The following is a 16,948-nucleotide window of genomic DNA, read 5'->3' as shown; positions in this document are numbered from 1 at the left end:
CCTCTTAATGAATGATTTTTCATAAAATTTAACAATTTCATCACTTATGACCCTATGTTAAAATAAGTAAAAAGGATATTGATGGGAGGTACAATTTTGAAGAATTTCCTGCTCTTCATTATCAGCTTTGTATTATTGTTCGTGATACTCCAAACTGCATCAGGAATGATTATCACTGCATTGTCTCCAGCCGCTGTGGGAGATGCATGGAGTCAGAGTGCCGTTCTCCCTCAGGAAACAACGGTATCAGGCAGCATTTTCACACCTGTCATCACTTTACTCACCGGCCTGATTGCTGCCGCAGCCGCTTATTTCATCCAGAAAAAATCTTTCAGAGAGACAAATGATGTCAGATGATCACAGCAGACTGATGTATAGCACAACCCCCTTCCCATCTGGGAAGGAGGTTGTGTCACCATTTATTCTTTTTCCAGCTTATCAATATAATCTTTCAGTTCCTTTTCCTTATCTTTACTGATTGTCGGAAAGTCAGGATTGATTTCTTTCAGTTTCTCATTCATCACTTTCGTAATCACCGCTCTCGATAACCATTCGTTGTCGGCAGGCAGCACATACCACGGTGCGTAGGAACTGGAAGTATTGTTGAGCACATCATTGAAAACCTTCTGATAATCATCCCAGTACTCGCGTTCTTCCACATCATTAAATGAAAATTCCCACTGCCTATCTTCATTTTTCATACGTTTCAGCAGTCTGTCTTTCTGTTCACTTTCTGAAACATGAAAGAAGAATTTGATGACGTGAATATTATTCTCGACCAGATACTTTTCATGATCATTGAGCTGACGGTATCTCATCTGCCATACGTCTTCAATTTTTGTACCGGGTGGATATTCATAGTCCTCTATATCATTGTGCACCTGTTTTACAATCACTTCTTCATAGTATGAACGGTTCAAAAGAGATATTTCTCCCCGCGCAGGAAGCCCGTCGTGCAGACGCCATAAATAATCATGTTTCTTTTCCGTTTCACTCGGCTTGCCAAATGAAGTCGTCCGGAGGCCCTGTGCGTTTAAATTCGAAAAGACGAAGCTGATCGCCTCATCTTTACCTGCAGCATCAAGCGCCTGCAGAACAACCATGATGCCGGACTTGCCTTCCGCAAAAAGTTTCCAGTGCAGCGCCTTCAGTGTTTCCACAAGCTATGGAATATATTCTTTCTTAATATCCTGTTCCGACTTTTCCAGGTTCAGAAAAGTCGGGTAGTCGTTCAAGTTGAATTCTTTTGTGGCTGGTACTTTATAATCATTGGTGTTTATTTTCATCAAGAAACCACCTTATGTTATATTTGGTATCAACGTGAACTACTATTCCACCCTAACGTAAATATGAAACATAGACCTTCCTGAGATTGAATTAATATTCCAATGTAACAGTAATGCGCTGCCAGAGTTTTATTCTGACAGCGCATATTTTTATAATCATTCCATTAAGGATTGTTGGACCATAATCCGGCATGTTTCAGAACGACACGCGGATTCAATTTCAGCTGTGCCACAATCAGTTCTGCCATGTCTTCCGGCTGCATGACCTTTTCAGGGTTGCCGTCCGTCAGATCAAGTTCGACAGCCATATCTGTCGCCACCGTGCTTGGCGTCATCGTCGCCACGCGGATATTCTTCTTGCGTACTTCCATCATCAGGGATTCACTCAGGCCGATGACTGCAGCTTTTGATGCAGAGTAGGCACTTGTAACGGGGCCGCCTTTCTGCCCTGCAGTAGATGAAATATTGATGATGTCACCGCTGTTTCTCTCGATCATTTCAGGCAGTACCGCACGTGTCGTGTAGTACACGCCATTGACATTGACATTGATGATATTCGTCCATTCTTCAGGCGTCAGGTCCATAAAACCGCCGAATTTTGAAATCCCTGCGTTGTTCAGCAGAATATCGATCGGACCGAGTTCACCGCGGATTGTCTCCACCGCTGAAGTGATGGCTTCCATATCCGATACGTCCGCTGCCGCCACTGCAGTTTTAATATCATAGCCTTTAAGTTCTTCCTGTACTTTTTCCAGGTGCTTAATCGTGCGCCCGACAAGTCCAATGTTGACGCCTTCCTTTGCAAGCGCAATCGCTGCCGCACGGCCGATGCCTCGTCCCGCGCCTGTAATCAATGCTGTTTTACCGCTTATGTTTTGCATATATAAATCTCCTTCATATCTTATCTTCCATTGATAATTTTAGCATGATTTGCATACATAACATAACTTAGACATCCAAAATACCGCTCAGATCATTTAAATGGCTGATCTCCATATCCGCTTCAATTTCAGAGTTGTTTTCCAGACCGTACGGGTTATACCAGCATGATCCGATGCCGGCAGCATTTGCTCCCAAGATATCGGAAATCAGACTGTCGCCCACCATCAATATTTCAGATGTCTCCAAACCCGTCCTGTTCAGGCATTCTTTGAAATAATTGATATCCGGTTTCTGATAGCCGATATCATCGGAGACAAACAGATCAGTGAAATATTTTCTTAATCCTGACAGCTGCAGCCTGTTCTCCTGCATCGCCAAAACACCGTTGGATGCGGCATAAATTCTATATAAGCCGGACAATCTTTCAAGCATAATCTCAATGCCCGGTTCCATAATATATTGCTGTCCGAGTGAATGGGCAAAGTTCATCCTGACCTGATCACTGTCATAATCGAGTCCAATCTTCTCCTTGAGCTGGACAAAACGCACATCAAGCACTTCAGCCACACTCATTTCATTTCTTTTCTGCTTTGCCCACAATGCTTCGTCAATATCAGTAAATACATCATAGATGTTTTCATCATATTCCAGTTCCATCTTTGAAAATGTTTTTTCCAGTGCTTTTTCACTGCATTTTTTGAAATTGAATACCGTATCATCGATATCCAGAAAAATAGCTTTATACATGTCAATGCTCCTTGTAAATAGTTATGACTTCACTGTAAAAAATCAGGAGATTTTATGCAGTCTACATCCTTGTCATCTTCGTCAGCCCGTCGGGCAGCATCTCAGCTATATAAATGTCGTCCTGTTCATCGACAGTGACCCCGTGGCCGAATGTACCAAATGTACGGCATCTGCCGAGGAATTCATCGTCAGGACTAAAAACGTGCAGCGACGGCACCTGGTCCGTCACGTATATAAAACCGTCTTTATCCTGACATATATCCATCGGATGAAAAACATTGGACAATTCCTTCAAATAGTTCCCACTGTAGTCGAAAATCTGCACCCTGTTATTTTCACGGTCGGTCACAAGCAACCTTTCTTTCTGATCGACCAGAACTGCATGCGGTGTAATGAAACTGCCTATATCTATACCAATCCGTCCCCATGTATTGAGAAGTTGTTCTGATTGATTAAAATGATGGACATGCGTATTACCGTAACCGTCGGATACAAAGAACTCCCCTTCTTTTGTAAAGGATATATCTGAAGGATGATTGAAAGGTCTGCCGACATTTCCCGGGTTATATTTATCGCCGATAATTCGGAGCATTTCCCCCTCCCTGTTAAAAACGACGACTCTATGATGATCTCTTTCCACCACATAGACCTCGCCGTCGGGACTGATATCAAGATAGTGAGCATCTGTAATTTCTGGATTGCTCCACTGGTCTACAAACTTTCCTTCCGTATTGAAAACAAGCATGAAAGGGTCGCTTCTCTGCAGGACGTAAATATACCTGCCTTTATCACTGGCAACAGCCGAAACATTATTGATGTACTGCCTTGCATCATCCGCCCATTTACTATCCACTCTGTATCTTCTGTCCCCTAATCTGAATACCATGTCAGTCATATTCATCACTCCTGATCAAAATCATCTGTTATACATTCACATCCATTCTACCAAAAAAGAACGCTCATTCTTCAAGGAAACAGGAACAAAACCAGATTGATTGATTCACGCACTGGGTATAGCCATTGTGAGACTGATATCATAGGAGGTATTAAGATGAAAAATATTAAACTGAATGATCATGTTGAAATAGAAATTGTCGGAAGCGGCACTAACACATACGGTAAAGAAGGAAACGAATTCAAAGGCGCGTTAAGGGGCGATACTGAGGAAATCGACTGGGCAATCGACAACGGCTACCGTCATTTCGACTCTGCGCAGTTGTATAACAATGAAGAAGTGGTCGGAGACGGACTGGCAAAATCATCTGTTCCGCGTGAAGAGTTCTTTATTACTACGAAGCTGAATACAATGGAAGGTTATCATGGTGCCGACTGGGCCCATGCAGAGATTGAGAAGAGTCTGGAGAAATTACAGACTGATTATTTTGATACATTCCTGATCCATTTCCCATGGGATGATAATGATGAGATTATTGAAGCATGGAGTATCCTGGAAGATTATTATGATCGCGGCGTATTCAAATCAATCGGTGTGTCCAATTTTGAGAAAGAACATCTTGATCTGATACTTGAGCACGGCAAAGTCAAACCGGTTGTCAACCAGATCAAATCCAATGTCGGTAATTGGAACGATGAACTGATCGATTATAATAAAAAGAATGATATTGCCACCATCGCATGGGGACCGCTCGGCGGCTTAGAAGGTGATGCCGAAAAAGTTCTCGATGAAATCGGCGGCAAGTATGGGAAAACACCCGCGCAGGTCGTTTTGCGCTATCAGATTGAACGGGATGTCATCGTCATTCCTAAATCCCACAACAAAGACCGCCAGGCACAAAGCCTGGATATTTTCGACTTTGAACTGACGGAAGAAGATCGTAAACGCATCAATGCGTTATAAATACGAGTCAATGCATTAAATGGCAAATACAGGGGCCGGAGAAAATCCCGGCCCCTCTTTGTATGAACCCACAGTATCCTTCTAGGCGTTCAGCATGTTTATAATTTCCTTATCCGACTGTTCGTTATACAATTGCCCGATCAGATAAGGAATATCCGTTTCAAACTGCACCCCGTAGCGGATTTCTTTGTTGGACGCGTTCGTCCTTTTGATCACTTTATTTACATAAATCACTGCAATTTCCATCGCACGATGTACAGATTTTCCCTGAAGCATCAAACCGGCCACCACACTGGTGAACAAATCGCCTGTGCCTTCAAAATGACCTGCTATGAAGGGTGCATACTTTACATCGAATCCTTCATTGGAATAATTGAAACTCGCTGCACCCATCTGGTCTTCTGTCTTTACACCTGTGATGATGACATGTTTCTGATTGATTGACGCCATATCATGAATGAGCTTCGAAATGTCTATATCATCAATTGATTCAAATTCCGTCCTGGTCAAAAATGCCGCTTCTGTAATGTTTGGAATGATGATGTCTGCACGCGCACTCAGTCTGCACATCTCATCAACATATTCTTCTGTGAAACCGTCATACAGTTCACCGAGATCCGCCATCACAGGATCCAGAACGAATAAACCATCCTCATTCAAAAATGTATCCACTATTGCACGGCTGCGTCTGATCTGTTCCACCGAGCCCATATAACCAACCAGCACGCCGTCAAAAGTTCTGCCCAGCTCCTGCCAGTGTTCGAGAATTTTGTCACTTTCCTCTGTCAGATCAAGGTATGTGTAGTCCTCAAAGCCTGAAGTCGTATGGGTGCTGAGTAAAGCTGTCGGCAACACATTCACTTCGTTGTTCAGAACACTGAGAATCGGCTGGGCAACATTCATTGATATGCGGCAGCTGGCGGAAATATCCTGAATCACTAATACACGCGGTTGGTACAATGATATCACTCTTTCACTGTTGATTAACACTTATCATTGTAACAAATCAAGAGCACAGGTACTATTCATAATTTTTCAGTAACCGGGTATAAAAATGGCGCAAATGTTCTTTATAATGAAGTCACCACAACTCATCAAAAGAAAACATTTGCGCCTATGAAAAATATTATAATATCTTAAACACTGATGAGACCAAATACTACAGCTACAACAATCAATACGAGGCTCAGTCCCCACAGCCAGAAGAATGAATAACGGATATGTTTACCCATTTCAAGGCCAGATAATCCAAGTGCCAGCCAAACTGCCGGTGCCAATGGACTGATGAACGTACCTACGATATTTCCGATAATCATGGCATAGGCAGTTGACAGGGAATCGACTCCGACTGTCGAAGCAATCTGCTCTATAATCGGGAATAATGCGAAATAATAAGCATCTGTACTCAACAGCATATCAAAAGGTATACCTAAAAATCCGACAATCAGATGAATATATTGCGTCACGCCTTCAGGAAGTATCGTTACGAAATCTTCAGCAATGGCATCCAGCATACCTGATCCTGTAAGTACTCCTAAAAACAGACCGGCTGCGAGGATGATACCTGCCATTGTCAACGCACTGGGCGCATGGGCACGTAATCTGGCCGTCTGATCTGTTATATTTGGATAGTTAATCAACAATGCAACAGCTACCCCTAACATGAAGGCAAAGCCTGATGGAATAACACCCGAGACCAGAATACCGATGACAGCAAGCGCCAGAATCAAATTCACCCAGATAAGTTTGGGTCTTTCAAGTGAATTTCCTTTTGAATCGGTTTCTTTGCTGTTAGCCTCATAAGGACCTTCATCATTTCCTTCGGACGTCTCTTCCTGAGCCTTGGCACCATCAACCAATCCATATTCATTTTCAATTTTGCGTTGTTCCCTGAAACCAAGTAAAACAGCAAGCCCGACCATTAAAAGTAAACCTACAATTTGAACAGGAATCAGCGGCTGCCAAAGCTCATTTGCATCCATTCCCAGTACAGAAGCAGCACGTCCGAGCGGTCCTCCCCAAGGGACCATGTTCATAATCGCCGCGCTCCCCGCTATCAGTAAGAGAAGTAAGTAAGGATTCATCTTCAACCTTTTATACAACGGCAAGAGTGCCGGTATCGTTATAAGAAATGTCGATGCACCTGAACCGTCCAGCTGACCGACCATTGCAATCAGCACGGTCGCCACAGCAACTTTTACTACATTACCGCCTGATAAATCTATCATTTTATTGATTATCGGTTCAAAAAGACCGGCATCCTGCATAATTCCAAAAAATATTATGGCAAATATGAACATGACCACAACATTCATAACCTGGGCAATACCATCTTCAAAGAAGACGCCAATTTCCGCGACACCAAAACCGGCGATCAGAGCACCGACGACCGGCAGGATGATCATTATAATAATTGGTGAGGTTTTGTTCCAGATCAGTAATGCAACGATGGTTAAAATCGTTAAAATTCCAATTAAACTCAGACTCATATTCTTTTCTCCTGTTAATAAAACTTCCTTATGAATGAACGCGCTTTCATTTATAACTGAAAAATAGTATTCGTTTTATAATGAATTAGTCCAATATTCAAAATCTTATTAACATCGTATAACATAACTCAGTCTATGTAATGTTGTGATTTTATTGTTTTTTAAAACTATTTTCCTGTGTTTTCTTTGGTTTTAATGAACAAAACACATAATGGTTTAAAACCATTATGTGTATACAGAAATCATGTGTAATTGAAACGCTTCATCCTAATAAATATTTACGCTCCGGGCGCCCGACTGCTCCATATTCCACCTCTGAACGACACTCATCTATGGAAATCAAATATTCCAGGTATCGTCTTGCTGTCGTTCTGGAGGCCCCCATTTTCTCACCTATTTCCTCTGCAGACAAGCCGTCCTGACTGGTCTTAAGGACCTCTAATATATTATGAAGAGTGTTGGCATCGATACCCGTTGGCAGCATCTGTTCATTTTCTCTTTTATGTTCCTCTGAATTCTTAAACAGCTTGTCCACAACATCTTGATTTACTTCTTCTTTATTTTTTAATAAATTCCTGTCTTTAAGATATTGCTCTATTGTATTTGTAAACCGATCAATTGTAATAGGCTTAATTAAGTAGTTTTGCACACCGTGCCGCATTGCTCTTTCCACGAATGTTTTATCCGTCGCTGCTGTAATCATAATAATATCAACGTTTTCATAATTTTGGCGGATAGTCGGAATGATGTCTGTTCCCAGTTGATCCGGCATATAAACATCAAGCAGCAGCAGGTCGACCTCTGTGGTATCTAGAAGCTCAAGAGTTTTCTCGGCATTTAAGGCTTTTCCGACCACCTCTATACCGGAGATTTTTTCAAGAAACTTTTCATGAACATCGGCTACACGATAATCATCTTCTGCGATTGCGACCTTTAACGTCTCCATTGTCGTTTCCCTCCCATTGTTGTTCTTTAGGCAAGTATACCGTAAATACAGAGCCTTCTCCGATTTCACTGTGAACTTCAACCAGTCCTCCAAGCTGGGTGACGGTTTCAAGAACATTTGCCAGTCCATAACCTCTCCGCTCATGAGATTTCTTTTGAGTGAAATCCCTGGTAAAAAGAAGCGCCTTATTTTCTTCGGAAATACCAGTGCCGTTATCATGGACTTCAAAAATGATATCATTCCCAAGATCTGTCGCAAAAAACGTTACATAGGAATGGTTGTTATCCTCAGCAACCGCTTCAAACGCATTATCTAAAAGATTCCCGAGGGTTACGATAAGGTGCGTCAATTTGATATGTTCGGGCAGTGTTTGGAGAGAACTGTTTGAATCGATGTCAAAGTCAACTTTTTGCTCGGACGCTTTCCCCATTTTCCCCAATATTACAGCTTGTATCTTTGTGTCCTCAAGCTGATTAAAGAGTATACGATTTTTAATCTGTAAATCTGCCGTTTCACTTTGTATCATATGAACCGCTTCGTCGTATTCACCCAACTGCAATAAACTCGATAATACATATAATTTATTTGTAAATTCATGGGTTTGCGCACGTAAATCTTCCGAGTAACTCTGTACTTCGGAAATGGTATTGAGCATCTGTTCAAATTCAGTTTTATCACGGAATGAGGCGACAACCTCCTTCACTTCATCTTTATGAAATATCGGCGTCTGGTTTACAATCAATGTCTTATCTTCCAATAACAATTCCTGGTCCATTTGGGGTTCTCCCGTTTTAAAAACCTGGCGAGGATCGGAGCCGGGCAATAAGTCTTCGATTTTGGAATCCTGAAAACTGCCCTCTACATTCAACAGTTTTCTGGCGGGCTGGTTCATCATCGTAATCCCGCCATCTATGTCATATGACAAAATACCTTCTCTGACTGATTGCAGGATGGCATCCCTTTCTGTGTATAATTTGCCTATTTCATAAGGTTCCAGACCCATTGTGTCCTTGCGGATATTCCTCGACAGCATGACACTGCCCACAATGGCGATTAAAAATACAATAATTGATTGGTAAATCACATTAATCACATCATCAAAGATCCGCTCTTGAATATCTTCCACAAGGAACCCGACTGACACAATCCCGATAATTTCACCATCCTGATCAAAAATCGGTGATTTCCCTCGAAGCGAGGGGCCTAATGAGCCGTCTGCCCTTGAAATATAATATTCACCTTCCTCAAGCGCCCGATGATTATCTCCCCCGACCATCTCCTCGCCGATTCGTTCAGGCCTGGTGTGGGAGTACCGAATACCGTCTTCATCTCCTATAACAATAAACTCAGCATCTATTTGTTTTCTTATTCTTTCCATAGCCGGCTGAATCACTTGTGCGGGGTCGTCTGATTGGAGAACATCTGTCAATTCAGGCATGAAAGAAATCGTCTTGGAAATCCTTAATGCCGTCTGTCCCCTTTCCTCCTCTATGTCCTTTGCTTCGGAATAAGAAAAGGAAGCCGTTAAAATAACAATGACAAAAAGTACAAGTGATAATACCAGAATCAGTATTTTAGTCTGCAGTGACACTTTCAAAAGCTTCAACTTCCTTTAACATTTAAATTATCTTTTTAATAACTTTTATTCAGAAATGGTTCCCCTTCTCTATAACTCTGATTCGAATCTATTCCTTTACAATGATGTTCAAATAATTAAAATACAGTGATGTAAATAGAGGATATGATTTAATTTTAAATCATCAGCAGCATCACTTCTATATCAGTTATACTATTTTACCGAATACTTATCCAAATGCGTCACCTTAAATACATAATGATCTGGTATTAGCAGGACTACAAAAAAACACTCACCATCTTCGGGAAGTGCCCCCTTAAAGTTGCACTCCAAATTCAACTTTAAGGAGCCTTTTATATGCGAAAAAATATGAAAAAATATTCAATAGAATTAAAGCTCAAAGTGGTGAATGAGTATATGACTGGTGATTATAATTTTAAACGATAACAACACGAAATTGGAGATCACACCATGCTCCTGTCATAAAAAAACTCCCAGGTGTACAGAATTTTCAATGAACCTGTACACTCGAGAGGTAATATTTTAATCATTTACTCTTTTCCTAGTTCAGGAAGGATGGTTTTTGAAATTTGTTCAGCCCCCACTGGGATGGTGTCCCTGGATCGGCGAGGTAGATGGACAGGTCATTCCGATTGCTTATCGATTGCCAGTTGGAGAATTCCTTGCCGCAGTCGAAAGTGATGGATTTGAATGGGCTTCTGGGTATCTTTTAACACCATGTAATGATGGTAAGCTCGACATCCTGCGCCGTTCCGGCCTTCTGGTTTTAGTGTAACACCTGCCGTTGTAAACGACTGTCACGACTGCGTTGAATTCACTGTATCATAATCGTTATGAAATCACTGAATAGGCTGGTAATGTACATCGTATCGACATAAATGATATTGGGTTATGCTGTGGAGGATCACCGACAATGTTACGGGCTGAAGCTATCGGACAAGACACACCCAATTCGAAGTATTTACCAGATATGAAAAAGCATTATTATAATTACATCATTAGACTCCAAGCCTCCCTCAATTCAATACTGTAAAGTGGTCTAAGAACAGCAATATACGCTCCTCATTTTCTTTGAAAAACCTTTGAGGAAACGAAGAAAAATATAAGGTCTGACATACATTAGATGAACAGTACGTCAGACCTTATCAGTTTGGCATTTTTCCTTCAGGAACACCTTAAAGGGTACGAGGTCTTTCAGAGTACGCCGGAAAAAGGAACTGCCTGAACCACACACCGAAAGAGAATTCTTGACTTGTTGAAACAAAATAATTACAGGTATTCATAATCACTATGTTCATCACTTGAATGTAAAGTCAACCTGCGTGTTTTCCTGGGTTTCATAACCTTTCATATAGTCAATGCGACGCTGTGCTGATGCTTGACTGACTTGCTCATCTGCATGATAAGAAGAACGGACAAGCGGGCCAGACTCACAATGACGGAAACCTTTTGATAATGCAATCTGTTTCAACTCCTCAAATTCATCTGGATGATAATAACGCTCGACCCGCAAATGTTTTTTCGTCGGTTGTAAGTACTGACCGATTGTCATGATATTCACATCATGTGCCAATAAATCATCCATCGCCTCAATGATTTCTTCTTTCTCTTCTCCCAAGCCCACCATGAGACTTGATTTCGTTGGTACGTCAGGCGCAATTTCTTTCACACGCTGAAGCAGGGTTAGTGACCTATCATACATTGCTCTAGCCCGCACTTTTTTTGTCAATCTTCTCACAGTCTCAATATTGTGGTTAAAAATATCTGGTTCACTGCTCATTAAAGTGTGTAAGCTCTCGTAATCACCTTTCATATCAGAAGGTAGAATTTCGATGGTGCAACCAGGTTGTTTTCTGCGGATCGCCCGGACCGTCTCGGCAAAAACCGCTGCACCGCCGTCTTTTAAATCGTCTCGAGCGACGGCTGTAACAACCACGTGCTTCAACCCCATTATTTGTACAGAATCCGCGACACGTTCTGGTTCATTCCAATCTAATTCATTCGGCAATCCTGTTTTAACCGCACAGAACCGGCACCCACGTGTGCATGTATCACCAAGAATCATAAATGTAGCAGTTTTACGCTCGCTCCAACATTCATAAATATTTGGACATCTTGCTTCTTCACATACCGTATTTAATTTCTTATCTCGCATCAATTTCTTTAATCCTGAGTATGATTCATTAGTATTGATTTTAGTTTCTAGCCATTTAGGTTTACGCAGGTACTCTTCTTTTTTAGACATCGAAAGTACACTCCTTCAGTAGTTGATATAATGTAAGTAGTTGTTTTAATTCATAATTTGCGTCTCGTATTTGCTTTTTGCCAATTGATTGATTTCATCCCACTGTGCATCGGTTAATGTCATCGGTTTAAACTTGACATCCAAGCCAGTTTGAAAGCCATGATAAAAAGCGTCCACTAACATATCGTATGTGTAATTTTGATTTGTAATCGCATTAATAGCGATGGCCTTTTCATAAAAAGAAGTACGCTTTTTCTCTCTCATTCTTTCAGATGGAAAAAGGAAAAGATCAAACAACATTTTTTCATTAATATTCATTGGAATTGAGCCATGTTGTAGTAAGACATCATCTTTGCGTACTTGAGCATTGCCTGAAAGTTTTTTATCATCAATAATTAGTTCATAGTAAGTAGCCTGTTCAAAACAAACCGATGATCTGCCTTTAATTATTTCTTCTCTCGATGGGTAAGCATAATCAGCTTGTATGCCCAAATTACGATACCCTTCTAAGATCCCTCTTGTTAAAATATGGTACGCTTCACGAACAGATGTGGGGATGAATGGATGATCCTCCGTCACGACAATACTATAGGTTAGCTCGTCATCATGAAGTACGGCGCTACCGCCCGTCAAACGCCGAACAAAATCGCAGTTATATCGCTCAAGTGCAGAAAAATCAATCCGTTTATCTACTCTTTGAAGTCTTCCTACGGATAGGCTTGGTGCTGACCAACCGTAAAATCTTAATGTAGGGGGGATAACTCCTCTACTATGCCAATTTAATAAAGCCTCATCAATTGCCATATTCGTAGCCGCATTGTTGTGTCCTGTATTCAAAAATCCCCATTCTTCTGGCATCATAATCCTCCTCGTATATTAGATCCAACCTAATTTTTTAAAGTGATAGAAGAAATACAGATATTTTCTTATTATTAAATTCGCGATAAAGGGATGAAATCACATGACGCAAATTAATGATAACATGCCACGCCGCAACGGCAAACACTTAACTCGTGATGAGCGGATACAAATCAAAGTTTTAAAGGAAAAAGGGGATTCGAACCGTGCCATTGCCCGGGCAATCGGTTGTCACCGCCAAACAGTCAAAAATGAACTGGACCGCGGGTCGGTGTCACAAGTGAAGGCACAGAAGCAAAATGGTAAGACATATCGCTATACTCATACGGTCTATTTCCCGGATGCCGGGCAGCGGCAGTACGAAGCCAATCGGTTGCACTGCGGCTGCATGCCGAAATGGGTCGATATCCCCGCCTTCATGGAATGGGCGGATGAAAAGATTGAATATATAAAAACATACCAAGAAAGAAACAGTTGAATAACTTTGATGAAGTATCATATCAAGGTGGTGGAACTTCAACTTCTGTATTTTTTTCATTATCACGAACAATGCATATTGAAACTTAAATTTGAAATAAGTGCTACTTCTTTTTAATGATCGATATGTAGAACGTAATATTGTAAACCATTTAATTATAAAGGTTGACAATTATCCCCCTTTCGACTAACATAATTTTAGTCGAAAGGGGGACGTTTACATTGAATCGACAAGGTAATAAACTGAGAATTATGCTTAAGATCGCTATATTTGCCGCTATAACTGCAATACTTGCACAGGTGGAAATTCCGCTTCCGCTTATTCCAATCAGTGGCCAGACACTGGCAGTAGGGATTGCAGCAACTATCCTTGGAAGCCGTCAGGGATCATTGGCAATGGTGCTCTATATGGCGATTGGAGCGGTCGGCCTTCCGGTATTCGCTGGATTCAGCGGGGGACCACAGGTGCTTGTAGGCCCTTCAGGTGGATATATTTTTGGGTTTATAGCCGCAGCGTACGTTACTGGTCTCATTTTGGAAAAAACAAGGTTTACAATCCCCATGGCTGTCATCGCAAATATCATGGGAATGTTTGTAACACTGGTTTTTGGTACTATTCAATTGAAACTTGTACTGGATCTTGGATGGAGTGCTTCCTTGGCTGCCGGAGTATACCCGTTTCTTGCTGTAGGATTCATAAAGGCATTTCTAGCCAGCTGGATTGGCATTGTTGTCAGAAGACGTCTGATACAAGCAAAACTCCTTGGAGATATGCCAAAAGAAGTTGCATAAGTTAAAACACTAATTGAATAAAATAGAAGCACCATAAAAGTGTCACTTTGACCGATAATTTGCACTTATTTAAAGCGTTATTTGCATAATCCGGTTATAAAGCTCAGCTACCTTTACATAAGAAGTTTAGCTGGGCTTCTTCCATAAAAGGTTTCACTATACTGTCGTAAAAAAAGGTCATGTTCTTCATACGAATAGGTAAGAGTTTGACGTTATCGCCCTCTTTTCCCCCTCGTTAGCACCGTACGTGCGACTTTCATCGCATACGGCGCTCCAACTAATCCAATTCATTCAGTTCAATGACATGATGAAGCACGTTTATTTCCTAATCAAATTGTGTAATTATTGCACTGTTTCCGTAGTTCATTGACTTTACCTATTTGTTTATTGTTTAATTGTAAAACATCAACTAAGATTTTGATTTTACCAGCATCTTTTAGATGTAAAAGTCGGTGTACCGATTCATGTAATACTATCAAATTTGAATAACTATCATCTCTGGAGAGATGATAAGGCTTTTTATGATGACAGTGCCAATCACTTTTGCCAAGTTCAATACCTGTGACAGCACATTTCCCGTATTGTGCAATAAATCTACTAATACGATTATCATTATATTCAATCGTTCGATATGGAATAAATCTTTTCATGACGGAACTTAATACATTTTTGTTAATTGCTTTAAGGTTGTCGTGAATTTTAGTCCTGCCGTCGGCAGTATAGTTACAAATGTCCTGAGAAAAACAAAGATTTGTTTTATGCCGTTGGGCATGGATTGGAACAAATACCATATCCTGTATCTTATACAACTTTGCTTTACAACCTTTATAGCGTTTTTGTAAAGTTTTGGTCATATCGGAAAACGTTGCTTCTTTTCTTAAGTCCTTTAGCCGATTATATAAGGTCTTACTGTGAATTTTTCTACCAATTTAAACGTCCCCATATACAGTAAAATCCCCCAACCATAAATGGTTGAGGGATTTGCAAGTGTTGATTTATTAACGTTTTGAGAACTGTGGTGATTTACGAGCCTTCTTGAAGCCTGGCTTCATACGCTCTTTCATACGTGGGTCACGTGTCAAGAGGCCGGCTCTTTTAAGTGGTCCACGGTACTCTGGATCTGCTTCGAGAAGTGCTCTTGCAATTCCGTGACGGATTGCCTGTGCCTGTCCAGTGAAGCCTCCGCCTTTAACGTTTACCAGTACATCGTAGTTACCTTCTGTTTCTGTAACTGCGAAAGGCTGGTTTAAATCCAAGATCAAGCTTTCAAATGGAAGGTATTCTCTCATATCACGGCCATTTACCGTTACATTACCTTCTCCCGGTACTAAACGTACACGTGCTACTGCGTGCTTACGACGACCTGTTCCATAATATTCTACTTTAGCCATTTAATCAATTCCCTCCTAATCTTATCCGCGAAGCGTATAGCTTTCTGGTTGTTGTGCTTCATGTGGATGCTTGTCTTCTGCATACACAAAAAGTTTGCCTAACTGTTTACGTCCAAGTGAGTTTTTAGGTAACATTCCTTTAATGGAATTTTCCAAAAGACGCACAGGGTTTTTCGCTTTTAATTCACCGGCTGAAATTGATTTCATATTACCGACATGACCTGTATGTCTGTAATAGATTTTGTCCTGTTCTTTGTTACCAGTCAATTCAATTTTACCTGCATTAAGAATAATTACATAATCACCAGTATCAACATGTGGTGTGTAAGTTGCTTTATATTTACCGCGCAGGATTGATGCAACTTCTGAAGACAGACGGCCGAGAGTCTCTCCTTCAGCATCAATAACATACCATTTGCGTTCAATGTTTGCTTCATTTGCCATAAATGTCTGACGCATTATTTTTCCTCCTGATTCACACTATATTTCCCTAAAAATAAAAAAATCTCGCTTTTTTCTATATACTCTTCACAATAAGTTTCCGGGGCTTATCATGGGAATGATATAAAATTATACCGTTAATTATAATACTACTATACTGGTCATTTGTCAATATTAATTACTAATTCAGTTACTTTTTATAGCTTATTCAAAGTACACTTTTTCTAAATAAAGACCTTCCGCCGGTGCGGTCCTGGGTACGATCGTCCGGTCTTTCCTTGAAATGATCTCTTCGGTCGCCGCTTCTCTTTTGCCGGCGCCGACCTGAACGACGTAGGCGACCATGATCCTCACCATATTATATAGAAAGCCGCTCCCCGTAATGACGAAGTCGAAGCCGTCAGGCGTCTCTTCGATTCTGAATTCAGATATGGTCCGGACTTTATTTTTAATCTCCGCTTTCGCACTGGAGAAGCTTGTAAAGTCATGCGTACCGATGAACGGCGCCATCGCTGCCTGCATCTTCTCTTTATCCAGTCGATCCGGATAATGGGTCTTCAGTCCGAAGTGGAAGGGATTGACCGACTCAGATGTATATATACTGTACCTGTATGTCTTGCCCTTCGAATGAAAGCGGGAATGAAAGTCCGTGGATATCTCTTTCACTTCCCGGACGCTGATATCATCCGGCAGCAGCCTGTTCAAAATGTAGTGCCACTGATCCGGTTCGATATTCAGTTCCGTATCAAAATGACAGTACTGTTCGAGTGCATGCACACCTCTGTCCGTCCGTGATGATGGGTGGATCCTGACAGAGGTCTTATGCATCTTCTTCAGAGCTTTCTCTATGACACCCTGGACAGTTCTGTAGTTGTGCTGATACTGGAAACCATGAAAATCCTTGCCGTTATAGCTGAGTTTGAGTAAAATCCGCATTTA

General features: G+C 41.2%; 18 protein-coding genes and 2 pseudogenes. 4 read left to right on the top strand and 16 right to left on the bottom strand.

The window, feature by feature from the left end:
- The first annotated feature begins 96 nt into the window (after positions 1 to 96).
- A complete protein-coding gene (locus BLR15_RS03225) occupies positions 97 to 357 on the top strand; it encodes a hypothetical protein (protein ID WP_092984627.1) in 261 nt (86 codons plus the stop codon).
- A gap of 62 nt (positions 358 to 419) precedes the next feature.
- On the opposite strand, the gene BLR15_RS03220 is transcribed toward BLR15_RS03225, so the two are convergent.
- From BLR15_RS03220 to BLR15_RS03205, 5 genes are all read right to left on the bottom strand, one after another.
- The gene (locus tag BLR15_RS03220; protein ID WP_245696536.1) at positions 420 to 1,160 is read right to left on the bottom strand and encodes a PPK2 family polyphosphate kinase; all 741 of its coding nucleotides are present in this window, start codon (positions 1,158 to 1,160) and stop codon (positions 420 to 422) included.
- Positions 1,161 to 1,163: 3 nt separating this feature from the next.
- On the bottom strand, positions 1,164 to 1,286 hold the full coding sequence (locus BLR15_RS14360) for a hypothetical protein (protein ID WP_281182350.1): 123 nt from the start codon (positions 1,284 to 1,286) through the stop codon (positions 1,164 to 1,166).
- Positions 1,287 to 1,450: 164 nt separating this feature from the next.
- The gene (locus tag BLR15_RS03215; RefSeq protein WP_092984625.1) at positions 1,451 to 2,167 is read right to left on the bottom strand and encodes a 3-ketoacyl-ACP reductase; all 717 of its coding nucleotides are present in this window, start codon (positions 2,165 to 2,167) and stop codon (positions 1,451 to 1,453) included.
- A gap of 67 nt (positions 2,168 to 2,234) precedes the next feature.
- Positions 2,235 to 2,915, bottom strand: coding sequence for a YjjG family noncanonical pyrimidine nucleotidase (locus BLR15_RS03210; protein WP_092984623.1), 681 nt, complete (start codon positions 2,913 to 2,915; stop codon positions 2,235 to 2,237).
- Positions 2,916 to 2,976: 61 nt separating this feature from the next.
- Positions 2,977 to 3,810, bottom strand: a complete 834-nt coding sequence (locus tag BLR15_RS03205; RefSeq protein ID WP_092984621.1) for an NHL repeat-containing protein — start codon at positions 3,808 to 3,810, stop codon at positions 2,977 to 2,979.
- A 156-nt stretch (positions 3,811 to 3,966) separates the two neighbouring features.
- On the opposite strand from BLR15_RS03205, the gene BLR15_RS03200 reads away from it, so the two are divergent.
- Positions 3,967 to 4,773 (top strand): aldo/keto reductase family protein, encoded by an 807-nt coding sequence (locus BLR15_RS03200; RefSeq protein WP_092984619.1) that lies wholly within the window; start codon positions 3,967 to 3,969, stop codon positions 4,771 to 4,773.
- An 81-nt stretch (positions 4,774 to 4,854) separates the two neighbouring features.
- Here the strand turns inward: BLR15_RS03200 and BLR15_RS03195 are convergent, their stop codons facing one another.
- The 7 genes and pseudogenes from BLR15_RS03195 to BLR15_RS03165 all read right to left on the bottom strand — a co-directional run bounded on the left by BLR15_RS03195 (position 4,855) and on the right by BLR15_RS03165 (position 12,908).
- Positions 4,855 to 5,733 carry a pyridoxamine kinase gene (locus BLR15_RS03195; RefSeq protein ID WP_092984617.1) on the bottom strand — a complete coding sequence of 293 codons (879 nt, stop codon included), beginning with the start codon at positions 5,731 to 5,733 and terminating at the stop codon, positions 4,855 to 4,857.
- A gap of 176 nt (positions 5,734 to 5,909) precedes the next feature.
- Complete coding sequence (locus BLR15_RS03190) at positions 5,910 to 7,262, bottom strand: CitMHS family transporter (protein ID WP_092984615.1); 1,353 nt, start codon at positions 7,260 to 7,262, stop codon at positions 5,910 to 5,912.
- 262 nt (positions 7,263 to 7,524) lie between these two features.
- On the bottom strand, positions 7,525 to 8,208 hold the full coding sequence (locus BLR15_RS03185; RefSeq protein ID WP_092984613.1) for a response regulator: 684 nt from the start codon (positions 8,206 to 8,208) through the stop codon (positions 7,525 to 7,527).
- Positions 8,174 to 9,799 carry a sensor histidine kinase gene (locus BLR15_RS03180; RefSeq protein ID WP_331465666.1) on the bottom strand — a complete coding sequence of 542 codons (1,626 nt, stop codon included), beginning with the start codon at positions 9,797 to 9,799 and terminating at the stop codon, positions 8,174 to 8,176. Before BLR15_RS03180 ends, BLR15_RS03185 begins: the two co-directional genes overlap by 35 nt.
- A 574-nt stretch (positions 9,800 to 10,373) precedes the next feature.
- Positions 10,374 to 10,581 (bottom strand): annotated as a pseudogene (locus BLR15_RS13825) (IS30 family transposase); the annotation flags it as partial.
- Between the two features lie 521 nt (positions 10,582 to 11,102).
- Positions 11,103 to 12,050 (bottom strand): lipoyl synthase, encoded by a 948-nt coding sequence (lipA, locus tag BLR15_RS03170; protein ID WP_092984607.1) that lies wholly within the window; start codon positions 12,048 to 12,050, stop codon positions 11,103 to 11,105.
- Positions 12,051 to 12,095: 45 nt separating this feature from the next.
- Positions 12,096 to 12,908, bottom strand: coding sequence for a lipoate--protein ligase family protein (locus BLR15_RS03165; protein WP_092984605.1), 813 nt, complete (start codon positions 12,906 to 12,908; stop codon positions 12,096 to 12,098).
- Between the two features lie 103 nt (positions 12,909 to 13,011).
- Here BLR15_RS03165 and BLR15_RS14210 point away from each other — a divergent pair, with 103 nt between their 5' ends.
- Positions 13,012 to 13,386 carry a helix-turn-helix domain-containing protein gene (locus BLR15_RS14210; protein WP_092984603.1) on the top strand — a complete coding sequence of 125 codons (375 nt, stop codon included), beginning with the start codon at positions 13,012 to 13,014 and terminating at the stop codon, positions 13,384 to 13,386.
- Positions 13,387 to 13,607: 221 nt separating this feature from the next.
- Positions 13,608 to 14,177, top strand: coding sequence for a biotin transporter BioY (locus BLR15_RS03155; protein WP_374705740.1), 570 nt, complete (start codon positions 13,608 to 13,610; stop codon positions 14,175 to 14,177).
- Positions 14,178 to 14,506: 329 nt separating this feature from the next.
- On the opposite strand, the pseudogene BLR15_RS03150 reads toward BLR15_RS03155, so the two are convergent.
- From BLR15_RS03150 to truA, 4 genes and pseudogenes are all read right to left on the bottom strand, one after another.
- Positions 14,507 to 15,088, bottom strand: a pseudogene (locus tag BLR15_RS03150) (HNH endonuclease signature motif containing protein); the annotation flags it as partial.
- 87 nt (positions 15,089 to 15,175) lie between these two features.
- Positions 15,176 to 15,568, bottom strand: coding sequence for a 30S ribosomal protein S9 (gene rpsI, locus BLR15_RS03145; protein WP_092984601.1), 393 nt, complete (start codon positions 15,566 to 15,568; stop codon positions 15,176 to 15,178).
- Positions 15,569 to 15,589: 21 nt separating this feature from the next.
- Entirely contained in the window at positions 15,590 to 16,027 is a 438-nt protein-coding gene (gene rplM / locus BLR15_RS03140) for a 50S ribosomal protein L13 (protein WP_092984599.1), read from the bottom strand.
- A 186-nt stretch (positions 16,028 to 16,213) separates the two neighbouring features.
- Positions 16,214 to 16,945, bottom strand: a complete 732-nt coding sequence (gene truA, locus BLR15_RS03135) for a tRNA pseudouridine(38-40) synthase TruA (protein WP_092984597.1) — start codon at positions 16,943 to 16,945, stop codon at positions 16,214 to 16,216.
- Between the last annotated feature and the right edge of the window lie 3 nt (positions 16,946 to 16,948).

This window comes from Lacicoccus qingdaonensis, assembly GCF_900101075.1.
GTDB lineage: Bacteria > Bacillota > Bacilli > Staphylococcales > Salinicoccaceae > Lacicoccus > Lacicoccus qingdaonensis.
Note: the sequence above shows the minus strand (reverse complement) of the source record. Positions and strands in the feature narration are given on the sequence as shown.

Excerpts from the sequence above, each read along its gene's own strand:
- BLR15_RS14360 (WP_281182350.1), bottom strand. The coding sequence starts at position 1,286 with ATGAAAATAAACACCAATGATTATAAAGTACCAGCCACAAAAGAATTC.
- BLR15_RS03215 (WP_092984625.1), bottom strand. The coding sequence starts at position 2,167 with ATGCAAAACATAAGCGGTAAAACAGCATTGATTACAGGCGCGGGACGA.
- BLR15_RS03210 (WP_092984623.1), bottom strand. The coding sequence starts at position 2,915 with ATGTATAAAGCTATTTTTCTGGATATCGATGATACGGTATTCAATTTC.
- BLR15_RS03205 (WP_092984621.1), bottom strand. The coding sequence starts at position 3,810 with ATGACTGACATGGTATTCAGATTAGGGGACAGAAGATACAGAGTGGAT.
- BLR15_RS03200 (WP_092984619.1), top strand. The coding sequence starts at position 3,967 with ATGAAAAATATTAAACTGAATGATCATGTTGAAATAGAAATTGTCGGA.
- BLR15_RS03190 (WP_092984615.1), bottom strand. The coding sequence starts at position 7,262 with ATGAGTCTGAGTTTAATTGGAATTTTAACGATTTTAACCATCGTTGCA.
- BLR15_RS03185 (WP_092984613.1), bottom strand. The coding sequence starts at position 8,208 with ATGGAGACGTTAAAGGTCGCAATCGCAGAAGATGATTATCGTGTAGCC.
- lipA (WP_092984607.1), bottom strand. The coding sequence starts at position 12,050 with ATGTCTAAAAAAGAAGAGTACCTGCGTAAACCTAAATGGCTAGAAACT.
- BLR15_RS03165 (WP_092984605.1), bottom strand. The coding sequence starts at position 12,908 with ATGCCAGAAGAATGGGGATTTTTGAATACAGGACACAACAATGCGGCT.
- BLR15_RS14210 (WP_092984603.1), top strand. The coding sequence starts at position 13,012 with ATGACGCAAATTAATGATAACATGCCACGCCGCAACGGCAAACACTTA.
- rpsI (WP_092984601.1), bottom strand. The coding sequence starts at position 15,568 with ATGGCTAAAGTAGAATATTATGGAACAGGTCGTCGTAAGCACGCAGTA.
- rplM (WP_092984599.1), bottom strand. The coding sequence starts at position 16,027 with ATGCGTCAGACATTTATGGCAAATGAAGCAAACATTGAACGCAAATGG.
- truA (WP_092984597.1), bottom strand. The coding sequence starts at position 16,945 with ATGCGGATTTTACTCAAACTCAGCTATAACGGCAAGGATTTTCATGGT.